10 protein-coding genes are annotated in these 13005 nt (G+C 67.8%); 8 read left to right on the top strand and 2 right to left on the bottom strand.

The genetic code is table 11. The features are described 5' to 3' along the window. Nucleotides 1-1575: a cytochrome ubiquinol oxidase subunit I gene (locus tag HMPREF0975_RS07810; protein ID WP_009233604.1), complete on the bottom strand. Its 1575-nt coding sequence runs from the start codon at nt 1573-1575 to the stop codon at nt 1-3. A 633-nt stretch (nt 1576-2208) separates the two neighbouring features. Here HMPREF0975_RS07810 and HMPREF0975_RS07805 point away from each other — a divergent pair. The 8 genes from HMPREF0975_RS07805 to HMPREF0975_RS07770 all read left to right on the top strand — a co-directional run bounded on the left by HMPREF0975_RS07805 (nt 2209) and on the right by HMPREF0975_RS07770 (nt 12285). After that, nucleotides 2209-5499, top strand: a complete 3291-nt coding sequence (locus tag HMPREF0975_RS07805) for an Rne/Rng family ribonuclease (RefSeq protein ID WP_009233603.1) — start codon at nt 2209-2211, stop codon at nt 5497-5499. Between the two features lie 183 nt (nt 5500-5682). Beyond that, the gene (gene rplU / locus HMPREF0975_RS07800; protein WP_009233602.1) at nt 5683-6003 is read left to right on the top strand and encodes a 50S ribosomal protein L21; all 321 of its coding nucleotides are present in this window, start codon (nt 5683-5685) and stop codon (nt 6001-6003) included. 68 nt (nt 6004-6071) lie between these two features. Next, on the top strand, nt 6072-6329 hold the full coding sequence (gene rpmA / locus HMPREF0975_RS07795; protein ID WP_009233601.1) for a 50S ribosomal protein L27: 258 nt from the start codon (nt 6072-6074) through the stop codon (nt 6327-6329). A gap of 85 nt (nt 6330-6414) precedes the next feature. Then, complete coding sequence (gene obgE, locus HMPREF0975_RS07790; protein WP_009233600.1) at nt 6415-8004, top strand: GTPase ObgE; 1590 nt, start codon at nt 6415-6417, stop codon at nt 8002-8004. A gap of 14 nt (nt 8005-8018) precedes the next feature. Then, a complete protein-coding gene (gene proB / locus HMPREF0975_RS07785) occupies nt 8019-9203 on the top strand; it encodes a glutamate 5-kinase (RefSeq protein WP_009233599.1) in 1185 nt (394 codons plus the stop codon). A gap of 120 nt (nt 9204-9323) precedes the next feature. Next, the gene (locus HMPREF0975_RS07780; RefSeq protein WP_009233598.1) at nt 9324-10337 is read left to right on the top strand and encodes a hypothetical protein; all 1014 of its coding nucleotides are present in this window, start codon (nt 9324-9326) and stop codon (nt 10335-10337) included. After that, nucleotides 10334-11626, top strand: a complete 1293-nt coding sequence (locus tag HMPREF0975_RS07775; RefSeq protein ID WP_009233597.1) for a glutamate-5-semialdehyde dehydrogenase — start codon at nt 10334-10336, stop codon at nt 11624-11626. The genes HMPREF0975_RS07780 and HMPREF0975_RS07775 overlap by 4 nt, the downstream gene beginning before the upstream one ends. 182 nt (nt 11627-11808) lie before the next feature. Further along, complete coding sequence (locus HMPREF0975_RS07770) at nt 11809-12285, top strand: hypothetical protein (protein ID WP_009233596.1); 477 nt, start codon at nt 11809-11811, stop codon at nt 12283-12285. Nucleotides 12286-12345: 60 nt separating this feature from the next. Here the strand turns inward: HMPREF0975_RS07770 and HMPREF0975_RS07765 are convergent, their stop codons facing one another. After that, nucleotides 12346-13005: a response regulator transcription factor gene (locus HMPREF0975_RS07765; protein WP_009233595.1), complete on the bottom strand. Its 660-nt coding sequence runs from the start codon at nt 13003-13005 to the stop codon at nt 12346-12348.

Here is a 13005-nt window from a genome sequence, read left to right as displayed (position 1 = left end):
TCAGTAGGCGAAGGACAGAGCGGGGACGCTCGTGGGCGAGTCGCCGGACTCGCCGTCGGAGCCGTCCGCGTCAGTGCTGCCGGCTTCCGCTGCCTCGCCGGCCCTGGCAGGTTTATCGACCTCGTCCGGCACCGGGGTGCGCACGCCCTCGCGGATGTAACGGCGCAGCAGCACGAACCAGACCACGCCGAGCGCGGCGTACAGCAGGGTGAAGATGACCATCGAGGCCAGCACCGTGGTCGAGGAGACCACGGAGGAGACTCCATCGGCGGTGAGCATGTAGACCTGGGAGACCGGGTCGGACAGGTTGGGAACGATGACCCAGGGCTGGCGCCCCATCTCGCGGAAGATCCATCCGAAGGAGCAGGCGATGAAGGGCAGCCACATGGTGGCCAGCGCCGCCTTGCCCAGGAGTGGGCGGGAGATGAGTCTGCCGGAGCGGGTCAGCCACAGGGCCAATGCTCCCAGTCCCATCGAGGCCATGCCCAGGCCGATCATGAGTCGGAAGGACCAGAAGTTGACCATGACGTTGGGGCTGTAGTCGACGGCGTTGCCGCGGGCATCGGTGGTCCCGTATTGCTGCGCGTAGGTGTCACCGGCCTCCCGGAGCCCGGTGATCTCGGCATTGAAGTCATTGGTGGCCATGAAGGAGTAGATGCCGGGAATCGAGATGAACCGGACCATGCCGTCCTCATTCTTGCAGTCCCCGAAGGCGGCCACGGTGAAGGGGGCACCGGCTTCGGAGTGGCACAGGCCCTCGGCGGCAGCCATCTTGGCCGGCTGGTATTCGGCGACCAGCTGACCCTGCATGTGGCCGGTACCGGCGGTGACCAGCCCCGCGGCCACCATGGCGATGGCTCCGAAACGGGTCACGCGGCGCCACAGCTCACGGGCCTCGAAGTCCTGCTCGGCGCGGGCGGCCTTGGTCATCCACCACACGGAGACGCCCAGGATGACGGCGCCGGCGACCAGCAGCGCCGAAGAGATGACGTGCAGGACGGTGGCCCACACCAGCTCGTTGGACAGGAGTTTGAGGAAACCGCTCACGCCGTCGAGCTCGGCGCGCCCCGTCTTGGGGTTGACGATGGCGCCCACCGGGTGCTGCATCCAGGAGTTGGCGGTGAGGATGAAAAAGGCGGAGAAGTTCGTGCCCGCGGCCACGGCCCACATGCACAGGTTGTGCAGCCTGGGGCTCAGGCGGTCCCATCCGAAGATCCACAGGCCCAGGAAGACGGACTCCATGAAGAAGGCCAGCAGGGCCTCGAAGGCGAGGGGGGCGCCGAAGATGTTGCCGACGAACCTCGAGTACTCCGACCAGTTCATGCCGAACTGGAACTCCTGGACGATACCGGTGGCCACGCCCAGTGCGAAGTTGATCAGCAGGATCTTGGCGAAGAACTTGGTGGCCACCAGCCACTGCTTGTTGCCGGTCCGGCGCCACAGTGTCTCCATGAGAGCCACCAGCGGGGAGAGCCCGATGGTCAGCGGAACCAGGATGAAGTGGTAGACGGTGGTGATACCGAACTGCCAGCGCGCCAGATCCAGGGAGTCCAGCGCCATAGGAGAGATGGCCATCAATGCCACCTTTCGAAGACGACGATGAGATCGATAAGGTGTTCTGTAGAACGTCCTACAGGTCAATAATTATATTATAGGACAACTCTGACGCAGTGTCGTGAAACAATCGGGTTTCGATGCCTTGATCCTGCGCTTGGAGCTCCTCTGTTTTCCTTGTCTTGACTGCTTTTCGATGAAGCTGGCGGAGGGTCTTTCGGGTGCCGTCATTGACAACCGCCGATCTTGAGAGTGGGACTGAAGGCCCGTAAGTAAAACTTCGAAGAAGGTCGAAAGCTGATTACGGTCTGAGAGTTTGCTGACTATATAGTGAGATGAGGTGTGGGCGAGACATCGGCCACCATGGTCATGACGAGTCGCGCAAGCGCTTATCGCCGTATGTGTGGGATACTTCGATCCGGCTTCGGGTACTCCGTACCGGTACCCGGGGTCGCGCCTTCCGACCGACCCTGTCCGAGGACCTTGCGCCGCCTGAGACGCGCCGCTGCGAGCCCGGTCTGTGTGGACGTCGGGCAAGGCATGCGCCCTGCCGGGCGCACTCGCAGACTTTTTCGCTGCTCCCGCTCGGGAGCACAACCGCGCTGACGCGTCGAGGGTACGACGACGGCGTCGGCCCCGGAGAGTGCAAGCCCCATGGCACATCGCACCACATCAGAATCAACAGAATCGCACGAGCAGGACCAGGCTGCCGCCGACGCCGTGAGCGCCCCGGCTCCGCGCCGTCGCCGTAAGGTCACCGCCGCCTCCGCCGCCCCCGCCCAGGCTCCCGCTGCCGAGCAGCCGGGCTCGATGAGTCCGATGAGCACCGTCGGCTCCGTGACAACGTCGGGTTCTGACGAGTCCGACGGCGAAGGAGGCTCCGAGTCGTCCGACTCGCCGATCGCTCCGTCGGTGCCCGCTCGTCGCCGCCGCAAGGTCACCGCCGCCTCCGCCGCCCCTGAGGCGGCGCCGGCCGCTGAGTCCCGTCTTGCCGGTGCTGGAACCGCAGAACCCGATGAGTCGGAGCCGGAGGGGACGGAGCCGAACTCCGCGCAGGATGGAGCGCAGGCGCATGTTGAGGAAGACGACGAGACTGATGAGCAGACCCCCGGTGCAGAGGAGCTGCACATCGATGCCCCCCGGGAAGATCAGGAAGAGGAAGTAGCCCAGACGCCTCGTCTGCCGGCCGCCTCTCTTCTGTTCCAGGCTCCCGATCCCAGTCGGGCCCGTCGTCGTCGGCGGGTCACCGCTGCGACAGCTGCTCCCCAGCATGCACCGACCGCCTCGCGCCACCAGGGTGCGAGCGGCTGGGGCGAAGCGGACGACGATCCCCGAACAGACTCTCGAATCAAAGCCGATAACCGGGAGACGGGCGGCGAGGACGAGGCGGAAACCGACTCGTCCCGAGGCGGTCGTGGCGGGCGCAGTCGTCGTCGACGGGCGGCCGCCGGTGCAGGAGCGCCGCAGGAGGGACGCGGGGGCACTCCGGCCGAGGAACCCGGCGACGATGCCACCGAGTCGTCTGAGTCCCCCGAGTCTCCCGAGTCCGACGGGGTCGATGAGGCCAGCGAGTCCCGGGCCGGCTCATCGGATGGCGTCCGTGAGGGCGGGGGTCGTCGCAGGCGCCGCCGCGGTGGGCGCGGTCGGCGCTCGCGTTCGCGCGCAGAGGCCTCCGAGCGCGGTGAGTCCGACGGCCAGGACACCGGGGGCTCGTTGAGTTCAGACCGGGAAGATGGCGGCGGTGAGGTCTCTTCGGCGCGCGAGATCGCAGTAGATACCGCCGTGGGAGTCGTCTCCGGATCGCGCCGGCGCCGGCGCCGGTCCCGTACCCGCTCCGAGGGTGGCGACCTGCGTGACGAGGTCATGGCGCTCAAGGGTTCCACCCGCTTGGAGGCCAAGCGGCAGCGCCGTCGTGAGGGTCGGGCGGCCGGGCGCCGTCGGCCGATCGTGACCGAGGCCGAGTTCCTGGCTCGCCGTGAGTCCGTGGAGCGTCAGATGATCGTGCGCGAGTCAGACGGCCTCAACCAGATTGCCGTCCTGGAGGACGGGCTCCTCGTGGAGCACTACGTCTCCCGGCACACCCAGACCTCCATGGTCGGCAACGTCTACGTCGGCCGGATTCAGAACGTCCTGCCCTCCATGGAGGCCGCCTTCGTGGACCTGGGCAAGGGGCGCAACGCCGTGCTCTACGCCGGTGAGGTCAACTGGGACGCCGCCGGTATGGAGGGCCGTCCCCGCCGGATCGAAGATGCTCTCTCCAGTGGCGACACCGTCCTGGTGCAGGTCACCAAGGACCCCATCGGTCACAAGGGCGCCCGTCTCACCAGCCAGATCACTTTGGCGGGCCGTTACCTGGTCCTTGTCCCCGGGGGCACCATGACGGGGATCTCGCGCAAGTTGCCCGACACCGAGCGCAGTCGCCTGAAGAAGATTCTCAAGCGGATCGTGCCCGACTCCGCCGGAGTCATCGTGCGCACCGCCGCCGAGGGGGCCACTCAGGAGCAGCTGACCACCGATGTCGAGCGGCTCGTGGCCCAGTGGGAGACCATCGAGAAGAAGGCCTCCTCCGTCATGAAGGGCAGCGGCAGGGCCCCCGTCCTCCTCAAGGGCGAACCGGAGCTCGCCGTGAGAGTCATCCGCGACGTCTTTAACGAGGACTTCCGCAAGCTCATCATCTCCGGCGACAAGGCCTGGTCGACGATCTCGCAGTACATCGACGAGGTCAGCCCGGATCTGGCCGAGCGTCTCGAGCACTGGGTCGGTCCCGATGACGTCTTCGCCGCCCACCGCGTGGACGAGCAGCTCGCCAAGGGCTTCGATCGCAAGGTGTGGCTGCCCAGCGGCGGCACCCTGGTCATCGACCGCACCGAGGCGATGACCGTCATCGATGTCAACACCGGCCGCTTCACCGGTGCGGGCGGCACACTGGAGGAGACCGTCACCCGCAACAACCTCGAGGCCGCCGAGGAGATCGTGCGTCAGCTGCGCCTGCGCGACATCGGCGGCATGGTCGTCATCGACTTCGTCGACATGGTCCTGGAGTCCAACCGGGACCTCGTCCTGCGCCGGCTCGTGGAGTGCCTGGGACGCGACCGGACCCGTCATCAGGTCACTGAGGTCACCTCGCTCGGCCTGGTTCAGATGACCCGCAAGCGGGTGGGGCAGGGCCTGGTCGAGGCCTTCTCCACCACCTGCGAGCACTGCAAGGGCCGCGGTTTCATCGTCCACGACGAGCCCGTCGAGAACCAGCAGGTGGACATGTCGGCCTCGGCCTCCCGCGGCGCAGGGCGCTCGCGCGGTCGTAAGAACCGCGAGGAGCAGGCGGCCGTAGGCGGCGGTAAGAAGGGCGCTAAGAAGGATGCTCAGGAGACTCGGGGGCCCAAGGCCGCCAAGGGAGGCTCCAAGGGATCTGGAAGGCGCGATGTCCTCGGCTCGCCCGAGTCCGGAGCCGACGACGAGGCTCGCGCCGCGGTCCGCGGTGCACTGGCCCAGATCGCGGCCGCCGCAGAGCAGGCCCATAAGGATGTCAAGCAGGACAATCAGACGCCTCACGAGGCTCAGGGGGCCGACGGCTCGCAGGGGATCGGCGAGGAACGGGCCGAGAACGCAGCCGACCTCGGCGATGACGTCGACGGGCAGAACGTCGCTCGGACCTCCCGGACCGAGGACAAGGAGACCAGAACCGGAGGAAAGAAGTCTGCTGCCAAGAGGTCGGCGGACAAGGCCGATAAGAAGTCGGCGAAGAAATCTGTCAAGAAGTCTGCCAAGAAGTCGGCGAAGAAGACTACTAAGAAGACCGAGGAGACGCCCGAGGAGCCGGCGGGCGGGGCGGCTGAAGAACCCGCCGACGGCGAGCCCGTGAGGAGAACGAGGAGAAGGGCCGTCGCGAAGAGCTCCTCGCCGTCGCCGGAGAGTTCTTCAGATGGCCCGACGACCTCTGCCTAGCACTCTCACGGCCTTCGTGCCCAAGAACACAGGGGGTAGCACGGGCCGGAGGTTGGTGCCGGCGACATGATCGCCTAGAGTTATCTGCCGGTGCGTCTTGCGCCATTGCCCAGGACAGGGCCCTCCCGGTGAGGCTGATCGAAGCCGTACCGCGCGTGAGAGCCTTTCGAAGAATCTACAGAGATGAGCATTCAAGTGGTCTACGCGATCGTCAAAGCCGGCGGCCGTCAGGAGAAGGTCTCCGTCGGCGACGTCGTGGTTGTCGACAAGCTTGCTGGTGAGATCGGCGACGAGGTCTCCCTCGCTCCCGTCATGCTGGTGGATGGCGACAAGGTGACCACCTCTGCCGCCGACCTGGCCAAGTCCTCCGTCACCGCTGAGATCATCGGCGACGAGAAGGGCCCCAAGATCAACATCCTCAAGTTCAAGAACAAGACCGGCTTCCGCAAGCGCCAGGGCCACCGCGCTCAGCTGACGGCCGTCAAGGTCACCGCCATCAAGTGACCGTCCCGGCGTCAGCCAGTACACGGACATCCTGAACGCACACGCTCGAGAAGAAAGAAGCCTCAACCATGGCACACAAGAAGGGTCTTGGTTCCTCCCGTAACGGCCGCGACTCCAACGCGCAGCGCCTCGGCGTCAAGCGCTTCGGCGGCCAGCTCGTCAAGGCCGGCGAAATCCTCGTCCGCCAGCGCGGCACCCACTTCCACCCCGGCCGCAACGTCGGCCGCGGCAACGACGACACCCTGTTCGCCACCGCCGCCGGTAACGTTGAGTTCGGCACTTTCCGCGGCCGCCGGGTCGTCAACGTCGTGCTCCCCGAGGCCTGAGCCCCGGGTACACCCCACGTCATCGCGAGGGCGGACGGCACCTGCCGTCCGCCCTCGCCCTATCTCCGGACTCACAGGAGACCCCATGCCCAGCTTCATCGATCGAGTGGTTCTCCACGTGGCCGGCGGCGACGGCGGCAACGGCTGCACGTCCGTGCACCGTGAGAAGTTCAAGCCCCTGGCCGGACCCGACGGCGGCGACGGCGGTCACGGCGGCGACGTCGTCCTGGTCGTCGATCCCCGGGTGACGACTCTGCTGAGCTACCATCGCTCCCCGCACCAGCGGGCCGGCAACGGCACCCCCGGCATGGGCGACTGGCGTCGTGGCACCGATGGCAAGGATCTCCTCCTGCCCGTGCCCGAGGGCACCGTCGTCAAGGATGCCGACGGCCAGATCATCGCCGACCTCGTGGGCGAGGGCGCCAGCATCGTGGTCGCCGAGGGCGGCACCGGCGGGCGCGGCAACTTCTCCCTGGCCTCCTCCAAGCGCAAGGCCCCCGGCTTCCACCTCCTGGGCGAACCCGGCCAGGCCGGGGACGTCACCTTAGAGCTCAAGACCATCGCCGACGTCGCCCTCGTGGGCTACCCCAGCGCCGGCAAATCCTCCCTCATCGCCGCCATGAGCGCGGCCCGCCCCAAGATCGCGGACTACCCCTTCACGACCCTCGTGCCCAACCTCGGGGTCGTCGAGGCCGGCGACGTTCGCTACACAATCGCAGACGTCCCCGGCCTCATCCCCGGCGCCTCCCAGGGCAAAGGACTGGGCCTGGACTTCCTGCGGCACATCGAGCGCTGCGCCGTCATCGTCCATGTCCTGGACTGCGCCACCCTCGAGCCGAACCGCGACCCCCTGTCCGACCTGGACACCATCGAGGCCGAGCTCGCCGCCTACTCCGAGCGCCTCAGGGACCAGGAGGACGATCCCCTCCTCACCGGCCGGATCCCCCTCATGGAGCGGCCTCGCATCGTGGTGCTCAACAAGGTCGACGTCCCCGACGCCGCCGAGCTCGCCGAGTTCGTGCGCGCCGATATCGAAGCCCGGGGCCTGCCTGTGCACATCGTCTCGGCGGTCGCCCACACGGGGCTGCGGCCCCTGTCCTTCGCCTTGGCCGGCGAGGTTGAGCGGGCCCGCGAGATGGCCCCGCGGGACGTTCGGCGTGATGGCGAGGCCGACGGAACTCGTCCGGTCATCCGCCCCGAAGCGGTCGGGCGCCGCGAGAAGGAGAGCGTCGCCCAGGTGCGCCTGCTGGTCCACCCCAGCGAGGGACAGGTCTACCAGGTCCGCGGCCAGCGCCCCGAGCGCTGGGTGCGCCAGACCGACTTCTCCAACGACGAGGCCGTCGGCTACCTCGCCGACCGTCTGGCCGCGGCAGGCGTTGAGGACGAGCTCGTCAAAGCCGGAGCCCACGCAGGCGACACCGTCCTCATCGGCGAGGTAGACGGGGGAGTGCTGTTCACCTGGGAACCCTCGATGACCACCGGCCCCGAGCTCTTGGGAGCCCGCGGCACCGACCTGCGTCTGGAGGGCAGCCGGCGTCGGACCAACGTCGAGCGGCGCAGTCAATACCACGAGATGATGGACGCCAAGGAGGCCGCGCGCCAGCAGCTGCGCGAGGAGGCCGCCGAGGGCCTGTGGACCGATGCCGCCACCTGGCACGAGGGCGACGAGGACTGACGGGCGGGGACAGCATGAAACCACCAGCGGCTGATGGCGACAACGCCCATCGCGACGGCTTCCACTCGGGCGGGCGGCCTGATCGCCTGCCCGAGGGCGCCCGCGTCGTGGTCAAGGTCGGCTCCTCCTCGCTGACGCGCACCGACGGCGGGCTCGACCTCAATCGCATCGACATCCTGGCGGGCCTCATCGCCGGAATGCGGCGGCGCGGTCACGACGTCGTCCTGGTCTCCTCCGGGGCCGTCGCCTCGGGCCTCGCGCCACTGGGGTTGGACCGGCGCCCCGACGAGCTGCGCCTCCTGCAGGCGGCCGCCTCGGTCGGACAGGGCCGGCTCGCCGCCCGCTGGGAGACCGCGATGAGCGCCTACGGCCTGGTGACCGCCCAGGTTCTCCTGACTGCTCACGACGTCGCCATCCGCAGTCACTACCGCACGGTGCGGGCCACCTTCGACTCCCTGCTCTCTCTGGGGGCCGTGCCCATCATCAACGAGAACGACGCGGTGGCCACTAGCGAGTTCAGCCTCGGCGACAACGACCGCCTGGCCGCCCTCGTCGCCCACCTGGTGACCGCCGACGTCCTCGTGCTACTCACCGACGTCGACGGGCTGTGGACCGCACGGCCCGGAACCCCCGGCGCCCAGCCCATCCGCCACGTGCGCTCATCCGGCGACCTCGAGGGCGTCAGCGTCTCCGGGCGCGGTTCCTTCGTGGGCACCGGCGGCATGACCACCAAGCTCCAAGCCGCCACCATCGCCTGCGCCTCGGGCACCACCACCCTCATCGCCCGGGCCGACGACGCCGCCCGCCTTCTGGGCGAGGTCCGGGTCCCGGCCGACCTGGGCAGCTGGTTCGATCCTACCGGACCACACCGCTCCAGTCGCCGGTTGTGGATGGCCCACGCCTCCCAGCCCGAGGGACGCCTCCTCATCGATTCCGGCGCGGCCCGGGCCCTGACCGTGGGCAAGAAGTCGCTCTTGCTGCCCGGTCTCACGGGCGTCGACGGCGACTTCGAGTCCGGGACCGTGGTCGACGTCGTCGGCCCCGAGCGCACCCTGGCCCGCGGGATCTGCCGCTACGCGGCCGCCGAGCTGCGCGAGGTCCTAGCCGCCCGGGCCGCAGGCGCGCCGGCGCCCGACCATGTGGCTCCCGTCGTCCATCGCGACGACCTCGCCGAGCTGCCCCGCACCGCCGGAGTCTGAGGACGCTGCCTCAAGAACAGGTGTGACCCCCAGCGATTCGAGTGATCGATAGGACACAATGGTGGGGTGAGTTACTCGTTCCCGCAGCAACCTTCTGCCCAGCCGCTCACCGGAGCGAGGATGCATCCACCACCACTGTCCCCCTATCCCTACGGTAGTGGTCCCTCCCCGTACGCGCCCTTCCACGCCGCCCCACCGCCTTCCCCCCGTACTGGTGTGGAGAAGGCAGCCCTGATTCTTACGATCATCGCCCTGCCCGTGTTCTACGTCGTCACGATCGTCAGTTCCGTAGTCCTCGCAAGCATGACAGGGATGCCCGGTTCTGCCGTTGGTCAGACGGTTATCGCGGTCATCGTCAACCCTGTTCCCTACCTTCTCCTCGTCGGGTTGATCCAGTTGACCCGGCGTCGCCCCTCCAGTGCACCGCTCTCGCTGATCGGTGTCATGGTTCCGATGCTCGGGCTCAATGTGGCTCGCCTCCTGATTAACGACAGCTTGTCACCCGGGCCTGTGACGGCGGGTCTCAACATCGTTCTTGCCGTGCTTGTCGTGGTCACCGGCCTCGCGGTGACCGCAGCATCGACTCACGGCCCTCGTCCTCGACCAAAGGCAGTCACCACGGGGATCGGGTCCTCAGTGTTTCTGGGGGTCAGCAGTGCCCTGTCCTTGGTACAGGCTCCGCTCTTCTTCATGCTCGCAAGCCGGCGCGATCCCGGAGAACATACGCGCAGTCCTGAGCTGGGACTGTGGCTGGCGTGGGATCCTTTCACCGACACGCAACAGCGTGTCGGGCTCCCTTTCGCAGCAGGTCTCGTTGTGCTTATCGGCATCCTCGTACTGTCGATCGCCTCGATCGTGACGGGGGTGCGCAGGTCCAGTCGCACCGTATTCGTCATGGCAACGATCGGCGCCGCAGGCTTATTCGTTGTCTCCCAGGTGGGAGTCCTTGTTCTGAGGGCCGGCGTACTCAGCTTCTACGGCGTGCCCATGGTCGGCGGGCTCATTGGCTACGGGGTGGCTCTACTGCTGGTGGTCGCCATGGCTCTGCTCAGTCTGGCGCCATCGGTCCGTCAGTGGTTCTCCCGGCCGGAGACTCCTCCTGCTGGGGTCTCTTCTTCTATGGTGGCCCCATGAACGACGTCGACGCCCACGAGCTCGTCACTGCAACCGCCCGCTCAGCCCGTGTGGCGCAACGGAGCCTGGCCAGAGCCCCGCGCGCCGTCAAGGACGCCGCCCTGGAGGTCATGGCCCACAGCCTCACCGAGCACACCGAGGCGATCCTCGCCGCCAATGCCGCCGACCTGGAGCGCGGACGCGAGTCCGGGATGAAGTCCGGGCTCCTGGACCGCCTCGCCCTGGACGCCGGGCGTCTGTCCGACATCGCCGGAGCCCTGCGGGAGGTCGCCGCTCTGCCCGACCCCGTCGGCCAGATCATTGACGGCTCGGTCATGCCCAACGGGCTGCGGGTGCGCCGGGTGCGGGTGCCCCTGGGTGTCGTCGGCATGATCTACGAGGCCCGCCCCAACGTCACCGTCGATACCGCCGCCCTGGCCGTCAAGTCCGGCAACGCCATCATCCTGCGCGGCGGCAGCGCAGCCCAGGACTCCAACGCCGCCATCGTGGCGGCCCTGCGCAGCGCCCTGGACGCTCAGGGACTGCCTGCAGACCTCGTCACCAGCGTGGACGCCGCCGGCCGGGACGGGGCCCGCGCCCTCATGCGGGCCCACGGCCTGGTCGACGCCCTAGTGCCGCGCGGCGGGGCCGGTCTCATTCGCGCCGTCGTCGAGCAGTCCACCGTTCCGGTCATCGAGACCGGCTCGGGGAACTGCCATGTCTACGTCGACGCCAGCGCCGACCTCCAGGCCGCGGTCGACATCATCGTCAATGCCAAGACCCAGCGCGTCGGCGTGTGCAACGCCGCCGAGACGCTCCTGGTTCACATCGACGTCGCCGCCGACTACCTGCCGGAGGCAGCCGCCGCCCTGTGGGACAAGGACACGGTCCTGCACGCCGATCCCGCCGCCCACCGGATCCTGACCGAGGTCGCCGGTGGTGGGCGCCAGGAGCTCCTGGTCGAGGCCACCGAGGACGATTGGGACACCGAGTACGGGTCGCTGGATCTGGCTGTGCGCGTCGTGGAGGACCTGGAAGAGGCCGTCGACCACATCCGGGCCCACACCACCGGGCACACCGAGGCCGTCCTGGCCCAGGACGTGGGCGTCATCAACGACTTCATCGCGGGTATGGATTCGGCGGCCATCATGGTCAACGCCTCGACCCGTTTCACTGACGGCGGCCAACTGGGGTTGGGGGCCGAGCTGGGCATCTCCACCCAGAAGCTCCACGCCCGCGGCCCCATGGGCCTGACCGAGCTGACGACGACGACCTGGATCGTTGAGGGCAACGGGCACACCCGTCCCTGACCCGCGAGCGCAGGCTCGTCCGCTCTCCTGTGGATTCTGAGGCGTTTTCGGGTGCTTCTTGTGCTCTGCACCAATGTACTGACCTGTCGTTCGTGTTACGGTCGACAAAGGTCTTATTGTCCTAGTGGCCGTGTTGCGGCCCCGGGGCCGGAGACCGGAATACCTAGGGAAGGGGACTCTGGATGGGAAACCTGCTGCATCGTTTCGGTCGCGGCCGCGTTGTCGCCACCGTGGTCGTGGTGGTGACATCGGGCCTTCTGCTCGGGGTCACCCGTATGGTGTTCTTCCACCCCGCCGAGTCCGTGAGCGAGCCGGGCATTGTTATGACCGGAACCCCGGCCACCTCACCGCAGTCCTCCACATCGGCACCGGGCCAGATCCCCGAAGGCGCCGGCAGTGCCTCGCATGATCAGGGAGGCAGCGAGGCGGGTTCCTCGATCCCCTCGACGCAGGGCCACTCGCCCCAGGTGGTTGAACCCGATCCGCCTGTCGCTGTCGACCACGGCAGTCGGCAGTCGGCGCCCGCCGCTCCTAGCGCACCGGCCGCGGCCGGAAAGTCCGATGACTCCCGCACCGAGATCGATGATGACGACGACAAGAGTCCCGCAAAGATCGGGGCGACGGAGCGTGACGACGACGATCGCGACATTGACGACTGAATAGACGACCGACGTCACCGGTACTGGGTCGGTGCGCCTGGCCGGAAGGTCTGCTGCACGTCAGGTGAGCCGGTAACCCATACCGCGTACCGTCTCCACCCTGTCCCTGCCCAGCTTGTTGCGTAGGTAGGAGACGTAGACCTCCACCACGTTGGAGCCGGGATCGAAGTCCAGTCCCCACACGGCGCTCAGGAGCTGCTCGCGGCTGAGGACTTGGCCGGGGTGGCGCATGAAGGTCTCGGCGAGGGCGAACTCCCGCGCCGAGAGCTCCACCGTCCGGCCCTCCAGCGTCAGGGCGCGGGTGCGCAAGTCCAGGACCATGTCGCGGTGGGTCAAGCGCATCTGGTCAGCCCCGGCGGCTTCCGGACGCAGCCGCACCCGGATACGGGCCAGGAGTTCCTCGAAGGAGAAGGGCTTGGGCATGTAGTCGTCGGCGCCACCCTCGAGTCCGGCGACGCGGTCGGCCACCGAGGACCGGGCCGTGAGCATAATGACCGGTGCCGTCACCCCCTGACCGCGCAGCCGCTGGAGCACCTCGAAACCGTCGATGTCGGGTAGGCCCACGTCCAGGATGATGAGGTCGAAGTTCGTCTGGAGCGCGAGCTCCACGGCCTCCAGGCCGGTGGAGGTGGTGTGCGGGGCGAAACCGGCTGCTTTGAGGCCCTTGGTGAGGAATGCGACGATTCGGGACTCGTCCTCAACGATGAGGATGCTGCTCAT

The organism is Actinomyces sp. oral taxon 849 str. F0330 (assembly GCF_000239715.1).
GTDB lineage: Bacteria > Actinomycetota > Actinomycetes > Actinomycetales > Actinomycetaceae > Actinomyces > Actinomyces johnsonii.
The sequence above is the reverse complement of the archived record's forward strand: the minus strand, read 5'-3'. Positions and strand labels throughout refer to the sequence as shown.

Excerpts from the sequence above, each read along its gene's own strand:
- HMPREF0975_RS07780 (WP_009233598.1), top strand. The coding sequence starts at position 9,324 with ATGCATCCACCACCACTGTCCCCCTATCCCTACGGTAGTGGTCCCTCC.
- HMPREF0975_RS07765 (WP_009233595.1), bottom strand. The coding sequence starts at position 13,005 with ATGAGCAGCATCCTCATCGTTGAGGACGAGTCCCGAATCGTCGCATTC.
- HMPREF0975_RS07805 (WP_009233603.1), top strand. The coding sequence starts at position 2,209 with ATGGCACATCGCACCACATCAGAATCAACAGAATCGCACGAGCAGGAC.
- proB (WP_009233599.1), top strand. The coding sequence starts at position 8,019 with ATGAAACCACCAGCGGCTGATGGCGACAACGCCCATCGCGACGGCTTC.
- HMPREF0975_RS07775 (WP_009233597.1), top strand. The coding sequence starts at position 10,334 with ATGAACGACGTCGACGCCCACGAGCTCGTCACTGCAACCGCCCGCTCA.
- rplU (WP_009233602.1), top strand. The coding sequence starts at position 5,683 with ATGAGCATTCAAGTGGTCTACGCGATCGTCAAAGCCGGCGGCCGTCAG.
- obgE (WP_009233600.1), top strand. The coding sequence starts at position 6,415 with ATGCCCAGCTTCATCGATCGAGTGGTTCTCCACGTGGCCGGCGGCGAC.
- rpmA (WP_009233601.1), top strand. The coding sequence starts at position 6,072 with ATGGCACACAAGAAGGGTCTTGGTTCCTCCCGTAACGGCCGCGACTCC.
- HMPREF0975_RS07810 (WP_009233604.1), bottom strand. The coding sequence starts at position 1,575 with ATGGCCATCTCTCCTATGGCGCTGGACTCCCTGGATCTGGCGCGCTGG.
- HMPREF0975_RS07770 (WP_009233596.1), top strand. The coding sequence starts at position 11,809 with ATGGGAAACCTGCTGCATCGTTTCGGTCGCGGCCGCGTTGTCGCCACC.